We start from the raw sequence: 21,099 nt of genomic DNA, 5'->3' as shown, positions 1-21,099 counted from the left end.
AGCATCGGCCCGCGCTCCCCGGATCGATTCGGGGCCTCCGACGGCCGCCCAGGATGCCACTGCGCGCCGTTCTGGCCGCCCTGCTTGCGGGGGTGGTCCCGCTCGCAATCGTCTTGCCCGCGTCTGCCGCGACGGTCGCCACGGCTGCGCAGGCCTCGCAAACCGTGCAGGTCGCCGCAGCAGCGTCGGCCAACGAGGTGAGCATCACGGTGGCACACACCACGATGGAACCGCTCCGGGCCGACCAGGACCTCACGGTCACCGTCACGATTGACAACGCGACGTCCGATACCATCGCCCCGGGAACGATAGACCTCTACCTCGCGGAGCGTGCTCTGATCAGCCGCACCGCGCTCAACTCCTGGTTGAGCCCGGAGAAGTCGGGCAAATCCGGCGATCTGATGCTGACCCAGCCTCTGACGGCATCCATTCAGCCGGACAGCACCGAGATCTTCACGCTGACCGTGCCTGCTGATTCCGTGGGGCTTACCAGTGGCAACGCCTGGGGCGCCCGTGGGATTGCGGCCACCCTCACCGCCGGTGACACCGTGCGCGCCGAGGGCCGCGGTACCTTCGTCTGGTATTCGAATGAGGAGGTCACCCCGGCCAACCTGGCCGTGATCATGCCCATCACCGTTCCGACCCAGTCGACGGGTCTGATCACCGGCAAGGCGCTCGAGACCTACACCTCCCCTTCCGGTGTGCTCAGCCGCCAGCTTGACGGCGTCGCCGGGAAACCCGTCACCATCGCAATCGACCCTCAGATCATTGTTTCCATCCGAATCCTCGGATCCGCGGCGCCGGCTAGCGCTGTCGAGTGGCTGGACCGGCTCGACCAGGCCCCGAACGACATATTCCCGCTCAGCTATGCAGATGCGGACCTGTCCCTTCAGGCCCAGTCCGGCGCCATCACTCTTCTTGCACCCTCCTCATTCGACCAGGCCATCGACCCCGCCCTCTTCGCCGCAACGGACCAGAACCCAGCGCCGACCGATACCTCCGATCCCAGTGGGGCGCCCACGGACGCGCCCACAGTCGTCGAGACGCCGACACCGACGGACGAACCCGCGACGCCGAGCAACAACACACCGCCGACGATGGAAGAGTTACTCGCCTGGGAATATAGCGCTACGGATATCGGCTGGCCCGCCGAGGGTGACGTCGCCGCGAACGACCTGGACGTGTTCACGGCCAGCGGCCTCAGCACTACGATCCTGGGTGGCGCGAACACCTCCGGGGCCGCCAGCGATTTCACTCCCAACTCCGCCGTCGATCTCGGCGCCGGAAACGGCCAGGGTCTGGTCATCGACGACGACATCGCCGACGCCCTGCGCGCCGCCGCAATGGCGACATCGGATGACGCGTGGCGCGAGGCCATGGCGGAGGTCAGCTCGCAGCTGGCGGTGGTGTCGGCAGAGCGGCCGGGAACGGCCCGCACCCTCCTGGCCACCTTCGATCGCGGCTGGCCGCCGAACGCCAGTCGACTGGGCCAGACCATCGACGCCCTGTCCACCCTTCTCTGGTACGCGCCGTCCAGCCTGCCGGAGGTGCGGGCATCCGCCCCCGCCGACGAGGTCACCTTCGACAGCCTGTCCGAACCTGCCGACCGTGTCGACCAGGCCACCCGACTCCTCGAGCGCGAGTCCGACGTTCTCGCCTTCTCTGCAGCGTTGTCCAGCCCCGGGCTCGTCACGGGAACCCAGCGCCTTGACCTGATGGCCCTCCTGTCCAACTCCTGGGCCGCGCAGGATAAAAGCTGGTCGAACGCCGTCGGCAACAGTCTCGCGGCATCCTCTAAGCTCCTGGACTCCATCACGGTCGCGACCAAGGGACCGATCAACGTGGTAGGCAGCCAGGTGGACATACCGGTGACGCTGGACAACGCCCTCGACCAGGCCGTGACCGTCATGGTGCAGGTTGTTCCGTCGAACGGACGCCTGCTGGTCGGCGACGCCGTCGAGTCCACTATTGAAGCGCAGTCCGCGCGCACCGTGACCATTCCGGTGACGGCCGCCGTGGGCAACGGTGCCGTCACCCTGCGCGTGACCCTGCTCACCCCGACGGGATCGGTCATCCAGGAACCATCCCTGATCCCGATCAACGTGCGCGCAGACTGGGAAGGCCTCGGAGCCCTGCTTTTCGCGGCATTCGTGGTGTTGTTTTTCGGCTTCGGCGTGTGGCGCAACATTCTGCGGCGACGCCGGGAACGGGCTGATCCCGAGCAAATCGACCCTGAGCCGTCTGACGCCGGACCGACTGGCTCTGAGCCCGCAGACGCCGAGTCGTCCGCCCCCCGATCACCGATGGAGCCCCGTGGCTAAGACCGACAGCATCGGCCGGGCGAGCGCATTCCTCGCCTCCGGAACGATCGTTTCGCGCATCCTCGGCTTCGTGAAGCTGATCGTTCTGGCCGGGGTGATCGGCCAGGTCGGCCAGAGCACCAACGCCTTCGCCGTGGCCAACCAACTTCCGAACACGATCTATGTCATCGTGGCCGGCGGGGTGCTGACGGCCGTCCTGGTTCCACAGATCGTGCGCGCCAGCCTGCACGACGACGGCGGTACGGCCTATATCAACAAGCTGCTCACGCTGGCCCTGGTCATCCTCGCCGCGACGGCCATCGCGGCCACCGTTCTGGCGCCCGTTCTGACCCTCCTCTACGGGGCGAACATGAAGCCGGAATCGCTGGCCCTCGCCACGGCATTCGCCTTCTGGTGCCTGCCGCAGATCTTCTTCTACGGGCTGTACACGGTTCTGGGCGAGGTGCTCAACGCCCGCAAGTCCTTCGGCCCGTTCACCTGGGTGCCCGTACTCAACAACGTCGTGGCGATCGCCGGCCTGGTCGTCTTTTCGGCGCTCTACGGGGCAGACCCCAACGGTGACCGGCTGGCTACCGATTTCACGCCCGCCATGATCGCGGTGCTGGCCGGGAGTGCCACGCTCGGGGTCGTGCTGCAGGCAGTCGTGCTGTTCTATTTCTGGCACCGCATCGGCCTGCGCTTCCGCCCCGATTTCCGATTCCGCGGCGTCGGGCTCGGCGTGGCAGGTCGTATGGCGAGCTGGACCTTTGGCATGCTGCTGCTGACCACCCTGGCCGGAATCGTCGAGACCAACGTCGTCACGCTCGCCGGTGACTCCGACGCCTCGGTCGCCGCGCTCAACACCGCCTGGCTCATCTTCATGCTCCCGCACTCGGTGATCACCGTCTCGGTCGCCACCGCCTACTTCACGCGGATGAGCGAGCACGCCTCAGTGGGCAAGTTGGCCTTGGTGAGAACGGATGCCTCCTCCGCCATCCGCGGCACCACCCTGATCATCATGCTCGCCTCCGCCGTCATCGCCGTCTGCGCCTACCCGTTCGCCCGGGTCTTCGTCTCCCCCTTCGACCAGGTGCAAAGCATCGGCAACGTCATCATCGCCTACGTGCTCGGTCTTGTCGCGTTCTGCGTGTTGTTCGTCGTGCAGCGCACTTTCTACGCTCTGGGAGACACCCGAACGCCCTTCTTCTTCACCCTGTTCCAGGTGACCCTGGTCGTCGTCGGAGTGCTCGCCTGTGCTCTCCTGCCCAGCGCCTGGATCGCCGCCGGCGTTGCCCTCACGGTCTCCATCTCCGGCATCGCCCAAGCCCTGCTGGCCGCGTGGCTGCTCCGAGGGCGCCTGGACGGTATCGATGGACGACGCATCCTGCGCAGCCTCGTCAAGTACTCGGTGGCGGCTGTGCCCGCAATCCTGGCCGGCCTCCTGCTCCTGCTCCTGCTCGGCGGCGCCCAGGAGGCCGGATTCGCCCTGTCCGGCAAGCTCCCGGCCGTTCTGTCCATGATCGTCATCGGACTGGTCATGTCGGCCGTCTACTTCGGCCTGCTGCTGCTCATGCGTACCAGTGAGCTGCGCGGCTTCATCGACCCGTTGGTCGACCGCATCCGTCGCCGCTGACCGGCAGTCCGTCCTGCTGCCCGTCTGCCTTGCCCTCAGGAGGCTCGGAATAGCATCCGATTAGGATGTGTTGTATCCGGCAGCGAGGTAATCGAGATCGCTTCCCCCAACAACTTGAAGGAGTCTACGCGTGCGTCAGATCATCATCATCGGCTCCGGACCGGCCGGTTTCACGGCGGCGATCTACGCCGCCCGCGCGAATCTGAAGCCGCTTCTGATCGCCAGTTCGGTCGAAGCCGGCGGCGAATTGATGAACACGACAGAGGTGGAGAACTACCCGGGCTTCGCCGAAGGCATCCAGGGCCCCGAATTGATGGCCAAGATGCAGGAGCAGGCCGAACGTTTCGGCACCGAGGTGCTCTACGACGACGTCACCGAGCTCGACCTCACCGGCGACACGAAGACCGTCACCCTCGGCAACGGCGAGACGCACGAGGCCCTTGCCGTGATCTTCGCTACCGGTTCCGCCTACCGCAAGCTCGGACTCGAGGATGAAGAACGCCTGTCTGGCCGTGGCGTGTCCTGGTGTGCCACCTGCGACGGCTTCTTCTTCAAGGAGAAGACCATTGCCGTGATCGGCGGCGGCGACTCCGCCATGGAGGAGGCGACCTTCCTCACCCGCTTCGCGAGCAAGGTCTACGTTGTGCACCGCAAGGACTCCCTGCGGGCCTCCAAGATCATGCAGGAACGCGCCTTCGCCAATCCGAAGATCGAATTCGTCTGGAATTCCGAGGTTGTCGGCATCACCGGCACGGATGCCGTCGACGGCCTGGTCCTCCGCCACACCGTCACCGGTGCCGAGACGTCGCTCCCCCTCGGCGGCATTTTCGTGGCCATCGGCAACGACCCACGCACGCACCTCGTGCACAACCAGCTCGACCTGACCCCCGAGGGCACCATCGCCGTCGCGGGACGCAGCTCGAAGACCAGCCAGACCGGCGTTTTCGCCGCCGGAGACGTGATCGACCCGACCTATCGCCAGGCCGTGACCGCCGCAGCATCCGGAACCGTGGCCGCCCTCGACGCGGAGCACTACCTGGCCTCGCTGCCGGAGGCACTCCTGGCCAGCGCCGGCGAACCCGCACTCGCGTAAATCCCTTCCGAACTCGCATATCCCTCAACCAAGGAGTAATCACATGTCTGCACGCGCTGTCACCGACGCCACCTTCGATCAGGAAGTCATCAACAACGAGAAGACCGTTCTGGTGGACTTCTGGGCGGAGTGGTGTGGCCCGTGTCGCGCAGTCAGCCCGATCCTGGACCAGATCGCCACCGAAAACGCTGACAAGCTCGACATCGTCAAGTTGAACGTCGACGACTTCCCGGCGCTGGCCGCAAAGTACCAGATCACGTCCATCCCTGCGATGAAGGTGTTCCAGAAGGGTGAGGTCGTCAAGACCGTCATCGGCGCCAAGCCCAAGGTTGCGCTCGAAAAGGATCTTGCCGCCTACCTCGCCTAGTCCGCTCTGCCTCCACTGAGGCCCTGACCCGTCCGGCACTCGCCGGACGGGTTTTTTGGGATTCGGGCCGGATGCTGTCAACCCCATACGATTGGAGCCTCACCAGATCGGAAGTGACGTGACCGCACAGCGCTCCCCCCAGACCGGGAACAACCTCGACCCGTGGTACCACCACTACGCCGAGCGAGCCGCGGGGTTGCGCGCCTCCGAGGTCAGGGCCCTCTTCGCGGTGGCGTCCCGTCCCGAGGTCGTCTCTCTGGCCGGCGGCATGCCCTTCGTGGCCGCCCTGCCGCCCGACCTCGTCGTCAGCGCCATGGACCGGGTCATGCGCCAGCAGGGGCCCGTGGCCCTGCAATACGGCTCAGGTCAAGGCGTCCCCGTTCTGCGGGAGCAGATCCTCGAGGTCATGGCGCTGGAAGGCATCCGCGCCCACGCCGACGATGTGGTTGTGACGACCGGTTCTCAGCACGCGCTCGAACTGGTCAGCAAGCTCTTTCTCGACCCGGGAGACGTCGTGCTATCGGAGGGCCCCAGCTACGTCACCGCCATGGTCATCTTCAAGTCCTACCAGGCCGAGGTGGACCACGTACCCATGGATGAGCAAGGGATAATCCCCGAGGCGCTCCGTCAGCACATCAAGCGCCTGAAGAACGCCGGCAGGACCATCAAGTTCCTGTACACGATCCCCAACTTCCACAACCCCGCGGGGGTGACGCTCAGCTGGGCCCGCCGACTCGAGGTCCTCGAGATCGCCCGGACCAACGACATCCTCGTGCTGGAAGACAATCCCTACGGTCTGCTGTACTTCGACCAGCCGGCGCCGGAGGCGATGCGCTCGGTCGAAGAAGACGGCGTCGTCTACCTCGGCACGTTCTCCAAGACCCTCGCTCCCGGATTCCGGGTGGGCTGGGCACTAGCCCCGCACGCCATCCGGGAGAAGCTGGTGCTCGCCAATGAGGCCGCAGTGCTCTCGCCCAGCTCGTTCAGCCAGCTGGTGATTTCCGAGTACCTGGCGACGGCCGATTGGAAGGGACAGATCAACACTTTCCGCGGCGTCTACCACGAGCGCAAGAATGCGTTGCTGGATGCCCTTGACGAGTACCTGCCCGACCTCACCTGGACCAACCCCAACGGCGGGTTCTACGTCTGGGTCACTCTGCCGGAGGGGCTCGACTCGAAGGCCATGCTGCCGCGGGCGGTCAAGGAACTCGTGGCGTACACGCCGGGTACAGCGTTCTTCGCTGATGGAGATGGGCGACGAAACATGCGCCTCTCGTTCTGCTACCCGACGCCGGAGAACATCCGTCTCGGCGTTCGTCGCCTCGCGACCGTTCTCCGCGACGAGCTCGACCTGCTCGAGACCTTTGCCGGCACCGGTTCCCTCAACCCTCTCCGCGAAGACGACCGCTTCAATTCCCCTCCGCCGAACATCTCGTAGTTCGAATTCCCCGTTACTCTTTCAGCCAGAGCAAGGAAAACCCCAGATCATGAGTGATATTTCGCCCCTAGATATCGTTGTTCTCGCCGGTGGGATCTCGCACGAACGCGACGTGTCGCTGCGATCGGGACGACGCGTCGCGGATGCCCTGACGAGCCTGGGTCACACCGTCACCCTGATCGACCCGCAGGCCGGACTACTCGCCGACCTGACCCGCCGCAAGCCCGATGTGATCTGGCCCGTCGTGCACGGTGCAACCGGCGAGGACGGGGCACTCCTTGCCCTCCTCGAGACCACGGGGATCCCACACGTGGGCTCCCGCGGCGGACCGGCCCGTTTGGCTTGGTCCAAGCCCATCGCCAAGGAGCTCGTGCGCCGTGCCGGCTACGCGACTCCGGACTCGATCGCGCTGTCCACTGAGACGTTCCGTGACCTCGGTGCCGCGAGTGTACTCGAGCACCTGCTCACCGCACTGCCCACACCACTCGTGGTAAAGCCCGCCGAAGGAGGATCGGCCCAGGGGGTCAGTATCATCGACACCGCCGCCGGACTGCCCCGTGCAATGGTTGACGCGTACACCTACGCCAACGTCGCCCTCGTAGAGGAAAAGATTGAGGGCACCGAACTCGCAGTGAGCGTGATTGACACCGGCAATGGCCCCATGGCCCTCCCCGCGGTTGAAATCGTGCCCATCGACGGTGTCTACAGTTTCGAAGCCCGATACAACGCTGGTGACACCCTGTTCTACACGCCCGCTCGGATTCACGACCAGGTCGCTGACCTGGTGGCCGAGACCGCGGTCGCTATCCACACATTGCTCGGGCTGCGGCACATATCCCGCATCGACCTGATCGTGGACCCGGACGGTGTGCCGTGGTTCCTGGAGGCGAACGTCCTGCCCGGCCTGACCGAGACCTCCCTGGTGCCCCAGTGCATCGAGGCTTCCGGGCAGTCCCTTGGCACCGTCTACGACGCGCTTGCTCGCGCCGCCATTGCTGAGGGCTGATCCCCGCACCCTTCCGTTCGGCCTGGGCTCGGCGTGTTCTCTCTCTTCTCGGACGTTTACCTGCCCGTCGTTGGCTCCGTGCGCTCCGTTGGCTCCGTTGGCTCCGCGCTCTGCAGGTCCACTCCTGAGTGACGTTGAACGCACCGTTTCACGTGAAACGGCCACCTTCAGGCCCCTTGTCACCACCACCTGTACGCCGGATACGCCGCGAACTGTCGGAATACCTGAGGGCGACGGTCGGGCCAGTCACCCCACCATCACCTGAACAGTGTCTCACCGGCGCCAAACGGGCCCGCGATTCGACCTGGTGAACCCCGGGATGTCGTAGCCAGCTACGCTCTCGCAGCTACGCTCTCGCAGCTTCGCTCTCGCGGTCGCACTCTCGCGGTCGCACTCTCCCGGTCGCACAACCGCCGTCCCGCTACAGCCAACGAGGTGCCGCCACCTCGCAGCGGAACGATATTCCGTGAGCGCCCCGGTATAGATACGGTCGACGGTGGGAACGCACGAGGCATCGGCCTGAGACGCAACCGCCGATGGCCGGACGGCGATCGGCTCACGTCGGGCTGGCTCCTCCGCTGTCAACGGACTCGACTCTGTCGCGTCCCACACTATGGCCACACGCAATCCAAGGTCACGCCCGACGAAGCTCCGATTCAGCCTCAGCCACCGGTGACCCACATATTCCAGAGTGAAATGTCATCATCGCCCCTGCTCCACGGTCATCGTGGGCCGTGTTTCACGTGAAACACTTCCTTAGGGATCACATCGTCGATGACGGACCATGTATCCGCCCTGCCCTTTATGACGACTTCCCACACCAAACGTCCGTTCAAGGTTTACGTTCGGTGTTCACAACCGAATGCTGGATGGCCGCCAATGTGGACTGATCGGCGCCGAGAGAATTCGGTCGCGGCGCCCTGCGGGCGCCACGGCAAGGCTCCACACAGCGCCGATTTCTCGCGGCCGCAGCATCACATATCCGCTCCGCACCGCTAGTGCACGCCGGCCTAGACGTGTTTCACGTGAAACAGTCGGGCCGTTGTGGCCACCGGTCTTAGCGGTGGATCTCTGCTAGTCCATTACCGTCGACAGGTGTGCCGAGCCTCCGCGTCTTGTCCACCGCTCCCAACGTGATGGAGTCACTAGGCAGAACCGCCGCGCTCGGTCGGCTCCCGACCAGCAAAACCCCCGATGGCACTCGATCCGACGCGCCGCTGAACCGCCCCTCCTCCCCCGGAACCGTGAGATCTCGCTATACCGCAGGAGACCAATCTTTGAGCAAGACAGAAGACATGCGACCACCTCCGTCACGGGTCTGCTGAACGGGTTTCAAAACCCCGTTCGTCCCGGTCCAGACCCCCCTGCGCAGGGAACACTTCTCCCCGACCCAACAGGTGCGAACAGAATCGCCGGCACACTGTGGCCACGCCACCCAGCCCACACTGCCGTCATTTCGCTCGAAGACCGCGACCCGCTCAGATACCGTCGGGTCTCGCCTGCCACTTTGTGAGCGTCGGTTGTCTCGGTCGAAACGACGTATTCCGACCGGGTCGCGTCTACTCCCACGATTCGACATCGCCGTTGTCCGCGCGCTTCAGAGATCGAACTGCGGTATTTCCTGCTTGACGGGGTGGGCCCTCCGATCAGACAGGATGAGCGGGGGCCGAACCTCAGGCCCAGCACACAATCCCGCTCCTCTGCACCGCTTTCGTATAGTGCTCATTGAAAGTGAAGACAACGTTCACCGTCGAGTTGAGCCCATCCGCGGGCCCAATTTCACATAATTTGTAGAGATTTCGTCTTGCTCCCACCGGCCAAAAATCGCTAAGGATGCCTCCTGGTGACGTCTAATCCGCGAATTCGACTCGAGTTGAGGCCCTGAGAAGGTTTGTCGCCGGTCGCGAGAATTTTCGCCAGCACTATTTCACCCCAGATCACGACCGTGCGGACCAAACCTTGGCGACTCGAAGCGGCACACCCACCGAATATGGTTCCCGGGTCAGCGTCCGTGTTTCACGTGAAACACGACAGGTGCCAGGTGGAGCTGGATTCGGAATGGGTGCTCACTGATTGATCTCTCAAGCCGGTGTTGAGAACTCCCCACACAATGGCCGCACCCAGACGCAACCAGGACCCACCGTCATAGTGTCAGCGCGTCGTGCATCTCCGCCAAGGTCCGAGTGGGGCGCCCGCCATGCCGAAAGTGCGGTGCATCAGTGGCGACGTGCGACGACAGACGTTCTAGCACGGGTGCGAACACGCGCATGATGACCCACGCTGAATTGCCGGCGACCCGTCCCGAGCGCACCGAGTCCCGCCGGAGTCACACGCCAGAATTGTGAGTAGCGAGCGCTAATTGGCTCCGAAACCAGGTTCGCCGAGAACGCCGAGAATGCGGTTCAGATCGCCGATGGTCGCGAAATCGACCGTGATCTGGCCTTTTCTTGCCCCCAAATGAATCTTCACCCGGGTATCCAGACGATCCCCAAGATGCTCTGCGATCTCATCGAGATGACCCTGACGCCGCCCACGAACCGGTTTGGCAGTCTCTACGCGAGGCGTCGTTGCCGCGGCAGCCTCGGCAGCGCGCACTGACAGGTCCTCATTGACGATCTTGTCGGCCAGCTTCAGCATGCCCACCGGGTCGACAACCGACAGGATGGCACGAGCGTGACCGGCAGATAGTACACCGGCTGCGACACGTAGCTGAACGGACTCCGGCAGCTTGAGCAAACGGATGGTGTTCGTGATCTGCGGGCGCGAACGACCGATTTTGAGGGCCAATTCCTCCTGCGTTATGCCGAAATCGGCCAGAAGCTGTTGATATGCCGACGCCTCTTCCAGGGGGTTCAACTGCGCTCGATGCAGATTCTCCAGCAGCGCATCCCGCAGCATGTCGACGTCCGCAGTTTCGCGGATGATGGCGGGAATGGTGCCAAGGCCGGCTTCCTTGGTGGCACGGAGACGCCGCTCCCCCATCACCAATTCGTATTTGCCCGGCTGCTCCACGATGGACCGCACCACGATCGGCTGTAAAACGCCTACTTCCTGGATGCTTCGCACGAGCTCAGCCAGGTCCGCCTCGTCGAAGACATTCCGCGGCTGCACGTGGTTGGGAACGATGTCGTTCGGGTTCAGGTGCGCCAGTCGGGCCCCGGGAACGGGCAGCAGTCCCACGCTCTCGTTCGGCTGCACGGCGTCGCTATAGGGGAAGAACACGTCGACCGGACGCGCCTGAGTCGGGTCATCCTGGATGGGAATCAGTGCGCCGATGCCACGGCCGAGCCCGGTCCTTTTTGCCATTACAGTGCGACTCCAGTCTTGGGTGCGCCCCGACGGGCGATTTCTGCCGCTGCTTCGAGATAGGAGAGCGATCCTGCGGAATTCAGGTCGTAGCTGATGACGCTCTGCCCGTAGCTCGGCGCCTCAGAAACGCGCACAGACCGGGGAATGAGGGTATTCAGTACCTGTTTCGGGAAATGTTCGCGCACATCCTGCGCCACATGATTGGCCAGGTTCGTGCGGCTGTCGTACATGGTGAGCAGGATGGTAGAAACAGCGAGATCCGGGTTCAGGTGCTTCTCGATCAGCTCGATGTTCTTCAGCAGCTGACTCAAACCCTCCAGGGCGTAGTACTCGCACTGAATGGGAATCAACACCTCACGCGCCGCGACGAACGCGTTGATCGTGAGGAGACCCAGGGAGGGAGGGCAGTCAATGAGCACGTAGTCGTACGGGTCGTCCATCGTCTTCAGGTGCATCTCAAGTGCGCGATTCAACCTCTGCTCACGGGCCACGAGCGACACAAGCTCAATCTCCGCGCCCGCGAGGTGAATGGTCGCCGGAACACAGAACAGGGATCCGAACTCGGGGCTGTTCTGCACTACGGCGGACATTTCCAGATCGTTGACGATCACGTCGTAGACGCTGGGTGTCTCGGCACGATGTTCGACACCCAGGGCCGTTGAGGCATTGCCCTGAGGATCAAGGTCGATCACCAGGACGCGGGCACCCTGTCGGGCCAGAGCCGCGGCGAGGTTGACCGCAGTCGTGGTCTTGCCGACGCCGCCCTTCTGGTTCGAGATGGTGATGACACGGGTCTTCTCCGGCTTCGGAAGCTGATCGGACGCAATTCGCTGTCGGCGACGGGTTAGGTCTGAAATCTCCCGTGCGAGCGGAGTCGTGTCGTCGAACCCTGTGGTCGTCTTGCTGAATTGCTGGTCTTCGCCAGGTTGTTTCACGTGAAACCTTTGCGTTCGACGATCGATGAGCCATCCCACAGGGGCTCCGGCTGTGTCTCACCACTGACAATAAGCAGACACCGGGGACTAATCCACTGTAGCCCTTATGACCCGGGTCACGTCCTGCAGCACACCCTCACCGAGGGTGATCACCTCGACATTGCTCAATCGGAACTTACGGATGGCCTTCGCGGCCGCTTCGACCTCGGCCGGAGCCCCCGCGCCCTTCATCAGCACCAGCTCGCCACCCGGCTTCAATAGGGGTGCGGTCAGTGGGATCAGCGTGCGGAACGCACTCACGGCGCGTGCAGTCACCTGGTCGAGGCGTCGAGGCAGACGCACATCTTCCGCGCGAGCGCGCAGCACACTCGCATTTGTCAGGCCCAGAGCCGCTATCTGACCCGTGAGCCACGCAATCCGACGCTCCATCGGCTCGATCAGCACAAAAGTCACGTCAGGCCGGGCGATCGCGAGCACCAGACCCGGTAGGCCTGCCCCCGAACCCACGTCGCCAACGAGACCCGGGCGCAGGAGCGGCGCAACGATAGCACAGTTGAGGATATGTCGACTCCACAGGCGAGGCACCTCAAGCGGCCCGATCAAACCCAGTTCCTCGCCCTGCGCAGCCAGGTTGCGCACGAATGCGCGCGCAACCTCAACCCGATCTCCGAAGAGATTCGCGGCCACGGCCGGCTCGGCCTCGAGAATTTCAGTCACGGCGGGCGAACTAGGCAGGGGAGATGACCGTGTGACGGTCCCGGCCCTCGCCCTTGGATTCCGACACGAATCCTGCTTCGGACACCAGATCGTGAACAAGTTTGCGCTCGTAGGACGACATGGCCGGCAAGGAAGCCTCGGCGGCGCCGGCCTGGATCCGCTCGACGGCCCGGGCGACCAGTGAAGCCAACTCGGCCTGGCGGGCGTCACGCGACCCGCCGATGTCAAGGATCAGCCGGGAGAAGGACCCGGTCTTGTTCTGCACGGCTAGACGAGTCAGCTCCTGCAGAGCATTGACCGTCTCCGGCTTGGAGAGCAACCGCAGGTTCACCACGTCCGAGGAGTTGACCGACAGATATGCCCGTCCATTGCGGGCATCGATGTCGATGTCCCCGTCGAGATCGCAGATGTCGAGGAATTCCTCGATGTAGTCCGCGGCGATATCCCCCTCCTGCTCGAGCTGGTCGAGCGTGGGGGATTCGTCCGCCGGTCCAGGCGCGGCGATCACATCAGTGTTCTCAGTCACGTTGGGTCTCTTCTTATTTTTTGGGGCCGGTTTGCTTCTTGGCACGATTTTTGGCGATCGGCTGCTGACGCTGGGATTTCTTGGGCTCTTCAACGACAATCACGTCACCATCCGTGGCGATGAGCTTACCCTTGCGGGCCAACCTCTCTTCGCGGGCCTTGGCGGCCTCACTGCCCGGAGTGGGCATGTTCCGGATGACCAGGAACTGCTGGATCATCGTCCAGATGTTGGAGGTGAGCCAATAGAACATGACACCGAGGGGGAAGGCCACGCCCGAGAAGGCGAAAACGAGCGGCAAGAGGTACAACATGATGCGCTGCTGTTTGAACATGGGGCTCGCCTTAGTCTCCGGCGACATGTTCTTAGAGACGATCTGCAACTGCGTGATGAATTGCGAGGCCGTCATCAGAACGACCATGATGGCAGCGATCCACATGACCACGGCATTGAAGTCCTGACCAGCGATCATTTTCGTCCATTGGGACGCGAATGAGTCATGCAGTGGCGCATCGCCGAAGAGGGTGGCGCTGCCAAAGCTCTTGGCGAGATCGTCGTTGAGTGGACCGACTCCTGCCTGGCTGCGCTGTGCGTCGTTCAATACGGAGAACAGCGCGAAGAAGATCGGCATCTGGAGCAGGAGGGGCAGGCAAGAGCTCAGCGGGTTGGTGCCTGTGCGCTTGTACAGATCCATGGTCTCGCGGGACATGGCTTCACGCGAAAACTGATCCTTCTTGCCCTTGTACTTGTCCTGAATCTTCTTCAGCTGCGGGGCAACCTCAAGCATCTTGCGCTGGCTCTTGATCTGCCGCACGAAAATGGGGATCAGGGCCGCCCGCACGACGATCACGAGGCCGACGATCGAGAGCACCCAGGTCAAGCCGGCGTCTGTGTCCATCCCGAGGACGGAGAAGAGAGAGTGGAATGCGACGAGCAAAAGCTCAACTGCCCATTTCAACGGCCAGAGAATCGTACCTAGGAGGTCCATCTTTGCGTCAGCCCTTTCCGTGGCTCGTTGCGATAACAAAACCAAACGACGTCACGGTGTAGCGACGATTCCGCTTGGGGGGAACGTCGTCAATCCCGCCTTCGGCCCATGGATGGCATCGGCCCAGCCGGAGCCCGGCCCGTGCTGATCCCACGATGAGTCCGTACTCTTGCACGGCGCCGAGTGCATACGCCGAACAGGAGGGGTAGTACCGGCAGACATCGCCGTAGAGCGGGGAGATCAGGGCTCTGTACGCACGCAAGACGAGAACTCCCGCATTCCGCGGGAGGAGTATGAGCGTGGTCAGAAACCTGTTCATAGGTCATCGAGCCGATCGGATCGACGCCTGGGCCTTACCGGCAGGAGGAGAACCCGCGGTGCGCTGGAATTTCTCCAGGGCCGCGGTCAGCTCCGCATGCAGAGTCGACCACGAAGCATCCCTCGCCGAGGGCAGAGCCCGGATGACGACATCCGTGCCGGGCCGAGTTGAGGCCAGCACATCAAAGCTCGCCGCCTTCAACCGACGACGCACGCGGTTGCGCCGCACGGCGTCACCCACATTTTTCGCGACGATGAACCCGAACCGCACCGAGACTCCATCGGAATTCCGGCGCAGGTAGGTCACCAGATGCGGACCCACTACTCGCACACCCCGGCGGACGACCATCTTGTAGTCGTCACCGGTAGTGATGCGATGGGCCCCCGCGAGCACGAGTGTGCTTAGGCGGAGAGTTCGATGCGACCCTTGCGACGGCGAGCACCGAGGATCGCGCGGCCGGCACGGGTCTTCATGCGAAGGCGGAAGCCGTGCACCTTGGCGCGACGGCGATTGTTCGGCTGAAAAGTTCTCTTGCTCATAGTTTTGTCTCCACGTGTTAAATCTCCGTAGGCCAAACTGAGCGGCCGGGAAAGAGTGAGGTAGCCCTCGGGCTGGGGTCAACTGATTAAAACTACGGCTTTGGCCGGTGCTGGTCAAACTCGGCCTCCCAAAATCCTCGTTCTACACACCCTTTGGTTCACTTGGATCATCGACACGCGCACGAAATGCGAACGAATTTGGCCTGACTGGCGGTGATTGACTACCGTGAGGACAAGTTATCCACAGGTTTTCAACAAACCCTGTGAATTGGGGCTTATTTGCCCACAGGCGGTGGATAACCTTGTGGATGCTTTGGCTGGATCACGCGTTCAGAGTCGAGCCGCACCTCGATCTCCGTCGTTGTAGAAGGCAACAATGAGAGAAAAGCGGAGAAAAACCATGGCCACCGAAGAACAGCCCATCGCGGAGACCTGGCGGTCGGTCCTGACCAGTCTAGAATCCGACGACAGCATCACGCCCATGCTGTACGGCTTTCTCAACCTGGTCGAGCCCAAGGGAATCGCTGCGGGAACCTTCTACCTGGAGGTTCCCAACGAGTTCACGGCCAGCATGCTCAATCAACGGATGCGCGTGCCGCTGCTGACCGCAATGGGTCAACTCGATGAGTCCTCCGCGGTGTCCACTTTCTATGTCGTCGTCAATCCGGAACTGGAGAAGGAATCGATTCGGCCCGTGCACGAGTCCACCTCTCCCCCGGACGTCGAAACCCCGGCAGCACCGCAGTCCGTTTTTGAGAGCAGCTCCCCCGAGCGCCCGCACGACACCCGGCTCAATTCGAAGTACAGCTTCGATAACTTCGTGATCGGACAGTCCAACCGCTTCGCCCATGCTGCAGCGGTCGCGGTGGCCGAGGCGCCGGCGAAGGCCTACAACCCCCTTTTCGTCTACGGATCTTCGGGTCTTGGAAAGACACACCTCCTGCACGCCATCGGCCACTACGCCATGAGTCTCTACCCCGGCATCCGCGTTCGTTATGTCAGCTCCGAAGAATTCACCAACGACTTCATCAACTCAATCGCCAACAACCGCGGCTCGGCGTTCCAGTCGCGGTACCGCAACATCGACATCCTGATGATCGACGACATTCAATTCCTGCAGGGAAAGGCGGAAACCCAGGAAGCCTTCTTCCACACCTTCAACACTCTGCACGACCACAACAAACAGGTGGTGATAACGAGCGACCTGCCTCCCAAGCACCTCACCGGTTTCGAGGACCGCATGCGGTCGCGCTTCGAATGGGGCCTGATCACTGATGTCCAGGCGCCCGACCTGGAAACTCGCATCGCCATCCTGCGCAAGAAGGCGCAGAGCGAAAAACTCCAGGTTCCCCACGACATTCTCGAGTTCATGGCCTCGAAGGTCTCCTCGAATATCCGTGAACTCGAGGGAACCCTGATCCGGGTGACGGCCTTCGCCAGTCTCAACCGCACGCCGGTGGACATGGACCTGGTGCAAACGGTGCTCAAGGACCTGATCACCCTCGACGAGGACAACGTGATCGCGCCGGTGGACATCATCACGAACACCGCCGACTACTTCAAGCTCTCCGTGGACGACCTCTACGGCTCGTCTCGGTCGCAGGCGATCGCCACGGCGCGCCAGATCGCGATGTACCTGTGCCGGGAGCTGACCAACCTGTCATTGCCCAAGATCGGCCAGTTATTCGGCAATCGGGACCACACCACGGTGATGTACGCGAACAAGAAGATCAGCGAGCTGATGAAGGAACGCCGGTCGATCTACAACCAGGTGACCGAGCTCACGAACCGGATCAAGCAGAACCACCGCTATAAATAGCGTCTTTTCTTCAGTTTTCACACCTGTGGATAACCCTGTGGAAATTGTTTACACAACTGGGCACAACCTGTAGAAACTCCGCCGGTCCTTGTGCAAACTCCTTTGGACCGAACGACGGCCAGGCACCGAGGTGCGATTAACGCTCACAGGCTGCCAACAAGTTACAAGTTTGTAGTTCCCAGTCGTCAAGCGCCATCCAGAAAGTTATCCACAGTTTCCACACCGGTTATGAAGATTAACAATTAACTTCTATCTCTCTCCATCCGACAACCTTTAGTGCCCAGCGGTTACAAAAAAGTGCTCCGCCAAACACGACTACCATTGAGGCCGTATCCAGGTCTCAAACCGAACAGGAGTGACTTCGTGAGATTTCAGGCCAACCGGGACGTCTTCAGCGAAGCCGTCTCTTTCGCTGTCAAGCTCCTTCCCCAGCGCACGACGCTGCCCATTTTGAGCGGTGTGCTGATCGAAGCGACGGCAACCGGCTTGATTCTCTCCTCCTTCGACTACGAGGTCTCGGCACAAACCGAGATTGCCGCAGACGTGGAAGAAACCGGCAAGGTTCTCGTTTCCGGACGCCTTCTCGCCGACATCGCGAGCCGGATGCCGAATGCACCCGTGCGCTTTTCGACCAATGAATCCCGCATCACGGTCAGCTGTGGCAGCGCCAGCTTCACGCTCCTGTCCATGCCCGTCGAGGAATACCCGAGCATCCCGCAGGTCAGCGCGCAATCCGGTCTTGTGCCGGCCGAAGAATTCGCCGCCGCCGTGGCCCAGGTTGCCGTCGCTGCGTCTCGAGACGACGTGACCCCCGTCATCACCGGGGTGCAGCTGCAAATCACCGAGAACAGCCTCAGCCTCGTTGCCACCGACCGTTACCGCGTCGCAGTTCGCGAGATCGACTGGGACAAGGGCAGCACGACAGCAACCGAGACCGTGACGGCTTTGGTTCCGGCTCGCACGCTCCAGGAAGTCGGCAAGACGTTCGGTCACAGCGGCACGATCTCGATCGCGATCACCAACACCGACGACCGCGAGCTGATCGCGTTCACGGCCGATAAGAAAACCGTTACGTCGCTTTTGATCAAGGGAAATTACCCGCCCGTACGGCGTCTCTTCCCCGAGAATGTGGACAACTACGCGGTTATGAACACGGCCGATCTGATTGAGGCAACGCGACGCGTGCAGTTGGTTCTCGAGCGCGAAGCAGCCCTGAGGTTCACGTTTAGCGCGGACGGCCTCACCCTTGAAGCGGTCGGATCTGAACAGGCTCAGGCCTCTGAGACCATCGATGCGATCCTGTCCGGAACCGACACTGTCGTCTCGCTCAAACCGCAGTTCTTGCTCGACGGACTGGGGGCAGTGCACTCCGAATTCGTGCGCATCTCCTTCACGAAGACAGAGAACCCCAACAAGCCCGGACCGGTGTTGATCACCAGCCAGACCTCACGGGAGCAGGCCGGCGCCGACAGCTACAAATACCTGCTCCAGCCCAACCTGCTGTTGCGCTAGAGAATTTTGGAAGGATAGCCATGCACATCGGCATCGTCGGCCTCGGAAAAATGGGAGCCAATATGCGCGACCGACTTCGGGCGAACGGGATCACGGTTACCGGTTTCGACCGCAACCCGGTCATCTCGGATGTGAACGGCCTGGCTGAGCTGATTGCCACACTTCCGAGCCCGCGCGTGGTCTGGGTCATGGTTCCCGCTGGAGTCGTCACGGATGTCGTAATCGCCGAACTGTCCACGCTTCTGAGTGCCGGCGACCTTGTGATCGACGGCGGGAATTCGCGATTCACCGATGACTTCGCCCACTCGGCGCTACTGGCCACCACGGGCGTGCACTACATCGACGCCGGGGTTTCCGGTGGCGTGTGGGGACGCACCAATGGCTTCGGATTGATGGTCGGTGGATCGGCAGATCAGGTAAAACGGGCCATGCCCGTGTTCGATGCCCTGCGCCCGGCAGGTCCGCGCGACGAGAGCTTTGTGCACGCCGGCGGGGTCGGGGCCGGGCACTACGCGAAGATGGTCCACAACGGAATCGAATATGCGCTCATGCAGTCATACGCCGAGGGCTATGAACTGCTGGAAAAGCGCGATGATCTGATCACGGACGTGCCCGGAGTCTTCAAGGCCTGGCAACGCGGAACCGTGGTGCGATCGTGGTTGCTCGAACTTCTGGTGCGGGCCCTGGACGAAGACCCTGACTTGGCGAACATCGAGGGTTTTGTCGAAGACTCCGGAGAGGGCCGCTGGACTATCGAGGAGGCCATCAGCAATGCGGTTCCCGTTCCGACGATCAGCGCGGCCATCTTCGCCCGGTTCGTGTCCCGTCAGGATGATTCCCCCGCGATGAAGGCGGTCGCAGCCCTGCGCAATCAGTTCGGTGGACACGCCGTAAAAACGGCTGATTGAATCGGGTGCGGGTCACACACCTGTCCCTGACCGACTTTCGCAACTATGCGCAGGTCGAGGTTCCGTTCGCGTCGGGCCCCAACCTGATCGTTGGTCGTAACGGTCAAGGCAAGACCAATCTGGTTGAGGCGCTCGGTTTCCTCAGCACCCTCAGCTCGCACCGGGTCTCGAATACCTCGGCCATGATCCGGGCCGGGCAGGACGCCGGCATCATCCGGTCCCGACTCGAATACAACGGGCGCGAGATCCTGGCCGAGGTGCAAATCAACCGCACAGGCCTGAATCGCGCTCAGGTCAACCGCTCCGTGATCAAGACCCGGGAACTGACGCGGTACTTCTCCAGCGTTCTCTTCGCCCCCGAAGACCTGGCGCTCGTTCGCGGCGACCCGTCCGGTCGCCGCCGCTTCCTCGACCAGCTCCTGATTCTGCGCACCCCGAGGCTGTCAGGGGTGATTGCCGATTACGACCGGGTGCTGCGGCAGCGCAACACCCTGCTGAAATCTGCGCGCGCCTCGGGTTTGCGCACCACCCAACTCGGCACCCTAGAAATTTGGGACGACCGGCTGGTGGCCCTCGGATCCGAGATCATCGACGAGCGCGCCGAACTCGTGCGTCTGCTGAGCGAACCGTTGGGCGCGGCCTATCAGGCCGTCGCCGGCGAAAACCATGGGCCGGCCCTGCTGCCCTTGCTCAGCATCCTGGGTGCCGATGAGGATGCCGCCATCGAGGCTGGTGGCTTTACGGAACCGGTATCCACCGGCTCGGTATCGACCGGATCAACCACCGGGGACTCATTTCGCATGGCGCTGACGGCCCTCCGCCGCAAAGAACTCGACAGGGGCATGACCCTGGTCGGTCCGCACCGCGACGACGTGATTTTCATGCTCAATGCCCTGCCGGCCAAGGGCTATGCCAGTCACGGGGAATCCTGGTCGTTCGCGCTCGCTTTGAAGCTCGCCTCCGCAGAACTGTTGCGCCGCGATTCCGCTACCGGAGACCCGGTTTTGATCCTTGATGACGTCTTCGCTGAGCTGGATCTGTCCCGCCGCCGACGGTTGGCCGCTGCCGTCACCGATTTCGAACAGGTGCTGATCACCGCCGCAGTGCTGGAAGACGTGCCGGAGGATCTCACGGCCCACACCATCCATATCAACGCCGGGGCTGTCGTCGATGGCTGAGCCGAGCGAAGCCGCCCGCGTCTACCTGCGCTTCAAGGACGTCTTCGGCGACCCGAACGCAAAACGCTTCCGGGCTCGCCGACGTCCAGGAGCCGAGATCGGGTCGAGCGTACCGTTCGGCGCGGGACGCGATCCACGGGGACTTGGCGACACGATCAATTCCCTGACCCTGCAACTCGGCTGGAACTCGCCGCTTGCCCAATCCGAATTGCTGGCGTCCTGGATCCTGTTGGCCGGTGAGGAGACGTCCAAGCACTCAACGCCGGCCGGAATCGACGAGGGTGTGCTCACGGTGCAGTGCGAGTCGACGGCATGGGCCACGCAGCTGCGCATGATGAGGGTCGAGATCATGTCGCACATCGCCGTGCAGTACCCGGATGCTGGGATCGAGTCGATCCGTTTTCAAGGCCCTAACGCGCCCTCCTGGAAAAAGGGTCCCAGATCAATTCCAGGGCGCGGTCCGCGCGATACCTACGGGTGAATAGACAAAACAGGTCAACCCGGTGAAATAAACG

General features: G+C 62.7%; 19 protein-coding genes. 11 read left to right on the top strand and 8 right to left on the bottom strand.

What is annotated here, in order from left to right:
• Window positions 1–53 precede the first annotated feature (53 nt).
• The 6 genes from E3O65_RS16280 to E3O65_RS16255 all read left to right on the top strand — a co-directional run bounded on the left by E3O65_RS16280 (window position 54) and on the right by E3O65_RS16255 (window position 7,837).
• Window positions 54–2,321 carry a DUF6049 family protein gene (locus tag E3O65_RS16280; protein WP_134364767.1) on the top strand — a complete coding sequence of 756 codons (2,268 nt, stop codon included), beginning with the start codon at window positions 54–56 and terminating at the stop codon, window positions 2,319–2,321.
• Window positions 2,314–3,933 carry a murein biosynthesis integral membrane protein MurJ gene (gene murJ / locus E3O65_RS16275; protein WP_134364766.1) on the top strand — a complete coding sequence of 540 codons (1,620 nt, stop codon included), beginning with the start codon at window positions 2,314–2,316 and terminating at the stop codon, window positions 3,931–3,933. Before E3O65_RS16280 ends, murJ begins: the two co-directional genes overlap by 8 nt.
• 130 nt (window positions 3,934–4,063) lie before the next feature.
• Window positions 4,064–5,026: a thioredoxin-disulfide reductase gene (gene trxB, locus E3O65_RS16270; protein WP_134364765.1), complete on the top strand. Its 963-nt coding sequence runs from the start codon at window positions 4,064–4,066 to the stop codon at window positions 5,024–5,026.
• 43 nt (window positions 5,027–5,069) lie between these two features.
• Window positions 5,070–5,393, top strand: a complete 324-nt coding sequence (gene trxA / locus E3O65_RS16265) for a thioredoxin (protein WP_134364764.1) — start codon at window positions 5,070–5,072, stop codon at window positions 5,391–5,393.
• A gap of 118 nt (window positions 5,394–5,511) precedes the next feature.
• Window positions 5,512–6,831: an aminotransferase-like domain-containing protein gene (locus E3O65_RS16260; protein WP_134364763.1), complete on the top strand. Its 1,320-nt coding sequence runs from the start codon at window positions 5,512–5,514 to the stop codon at window positions 6,829–6,831.
• Window positions 6,832–6,880: 49 nt separating this feature from the next.
• Window positions 6,881–7,837, top strand: coding sequence for a D-alanine--D-alanine ligase family protein (locus E3O65_RS16255; RefSeq protein ID WP_134364762.1), 957 nt, complete (start codon window positions 6,881–6,883; stop codon window positions 7,835–7,837).
• Between the two features lie 2,355 nt (window positions 7,838–10,192).
• Here the strand turns inward: E3O65_RS16255 and E3O65_RS16250 are convergent.
• The 8 genes from E3O65_RS16250 to rpmH all read right to left on the bottom strand — a co-directional run bounded on the left by E3O65_RS16250 (window position 10,193) and on the right by rpmH (window position 15,167).
• The gene (locus tag E3O65_RS16250; RefSeq protein WP_134364761.1) at window positions 10,193–11,143 is read right to left on the bottom strand and encodes a ParB/RepB/Spo0J family partition protein; all 951 of its coding nucleotides are present in this window, start codon (window positions 11,141–11,143) and stop codon (window positions 10,193–10,195) included.
• Window positions 11,143–12,081 carry a ParA family protein gene (locus E3O65_RS16245; protein ID WP_277870417.1) on the bottom strand — a complete coding sequence of 313 codons (939 nt, stop codon included), beginning with the start codon at window positions 12,079–12,081 and terminating at the stop codon, window positions 11,143–11,145. The genes E3O65_RS16250 and E3O65_RS16245 overlap by 1 nt, the downstream gene beginning before the upstream one ends.
• An 87-nt stretch (window positions 12,082–12,168) precedes the next feature.
• Window positions 12,169–12,798, bottom strand: a complete 630-nt coding sequence (gene rsmG, locus E3O65_RS16240) for a 16S rRNA (guanine(527)-N(7))-methyltransferase RsmG (protein ID WP_134364760.1) — start codon at window positions 12,796–12,798, stop codon at window positions 12,169–12,171.
• A gap of 10 nt (window positions 12,799–12,808) precedes the next feature.
• Window positions 12,809–13,306, bottom strand: a complete 498-nt coding sequence (locus E3O65_RS16235) for a Jag family protein (RefSeq protein WP_241985691.1) — start codon at window positions 13,304–13,306, stop codon at window positions 12,809–12,811.
• A 31-nt stretch (window positions 13,307–13,337) separates the two neighbouring features.
• Entirely contained in the window at window positions 13,338–14,309 is a 972-nt protein-coding gene (gene yidC, locus E3O65_RS16230; RefSeq protein ID WP_134364758.1) for a membrane protein insertase YidC, read from the bottom strand.
• Between the two features lie 7 nt (window positions 14,310–14,316).
• Complete coding sequence (yidD, locus tag E3O65_RS16225; RefSeq protein ID WP_134364757.1) at window positions 14,317–14,628, bottom strand: membrane protein insertion efficiency factor YidD; 312 nt, start codon at window positions 14,626–14,628, stop codon at window positions 14,317–14,319.
• Window positions 14,629–14,631: 3 nt separating this feature from the next.
• Window positions 14,632–15,021 carry a ribonuclease P protein component gene (gene rnpA, locus E3O65_RS16220; RefSeq protein WP_134364756.1) on the bottom strand — a complete coding sequence of 130 codons (390 nt, stop codon included), beginning with the start codon at window positions 15,019–15,021 and terminating at the stop codon, window positions 14,632–14,634.
• Between the two features lie 8 nt (window positions 15,022–15,029).
• Complete coding sequence (gene rpmH, locus E3O65_RS16215) at window positions 15,030–15,167, bottom strand: 50S ribosomal protein L34 (RefSeq protein WP_104100646.1); 138 nt, start codon at window positions 15,165–15,167, stop codon at window positions 15,030–15,032.
• A 400-nt stretch (window positions 15,168–15,567) separates the two neighbouring features.
• Between rpmH and dnaA the strand changes: the two genes are divergently transcribed.
• The 5 genes from dnaA to E3O65_RS16190 all read left to right on the top strand — a co-directional run bounded on the left by dnaA (window position 15,568) and on the right by E3O65_RS16190 (window position 21,065).
• Window positions 15,568–16,986 carry a chromosomal replication initiator protein DnaA gene (gene dnaA / locus E3O65_RS16210; protein WP_134364755.1) on the top strand — a complete coding sequence of 473 codons (1,419 nt, stop codon included), beginning with the start codon at window positions 15,568–15,570 and terminating at the stop codon, window positions 16,984–16,986.
• Window positions 16,987–17,349: 363 nt separating this feature from the next.
• The gene (dnaN, locus tag E3O65_RS16205; RefSeq protein ID WP_134364754.1) at window positions 17,350–18,498 is read left to right on the top strand and encodes a DNA polymerase III subunit beta; all 1,149 of its coding nucleotides are present in this window, start codon (window positions 17,350–17,352) and stop codon (window positions 18,496–18,498) included.
• Window positions 18,499–18,518: 20 nt separating this feature from the next.
• Window positions 18,519–19,406: a phosphogluconate dehydrogenase (NAD(+)-dependent, decarboxylating) gene (gene gnd / locus E3O65_RS16200; protein ID WP_134364753.1), complete on the top strand. Its 888-nt coding sequence runs from the start codon at window positions 18,519–18,521 to the stop codon at window positions 19,404–19,406.
• A gap of 5 nt (window positions 19,407–19,411) precedes the next feature.
• Complete coding sequence (recF, locus tag E3O65_RS16195) at window positions 19,412–20,584, top strand: DNA replication/repair protein RecF (protein WP_134364752.1); 1,173 nt, start codon at window positions 19,412–19,414, stop codon at window positions 20,582–20,584.
• Window positions 20,577–21,065, top strand: a complete 489-nt coding sequence (locus E3O65_RS16190; protein ID WP_134364751.1) for a DciA family protein — start codon at window positions 20,577–20,579, stop codon at window positions 21,063–21,065. Before recF ends, E3O65_RS16190 begins: the two co-directional genes overlap by 8 nt.
• Window positions 21,066–21,099: the final 34 nt, after the last annotated feature.

The sequence above is a fragment of the Cryobacterium breve genome, assembly GCF_004402375.1.
Taxonomy (GTDB): Bacteria; Actinomycetota; Actinomycetes; order Actinomycetales; family Microbacteriaceae; genus Cryobacterium; species Cryobacterium breve.
The sequence above is the reverse complement of the archived record's forward strand: the minus strand, read 5'-3'. Positions and strand labels throughout refer to the sequence as shown.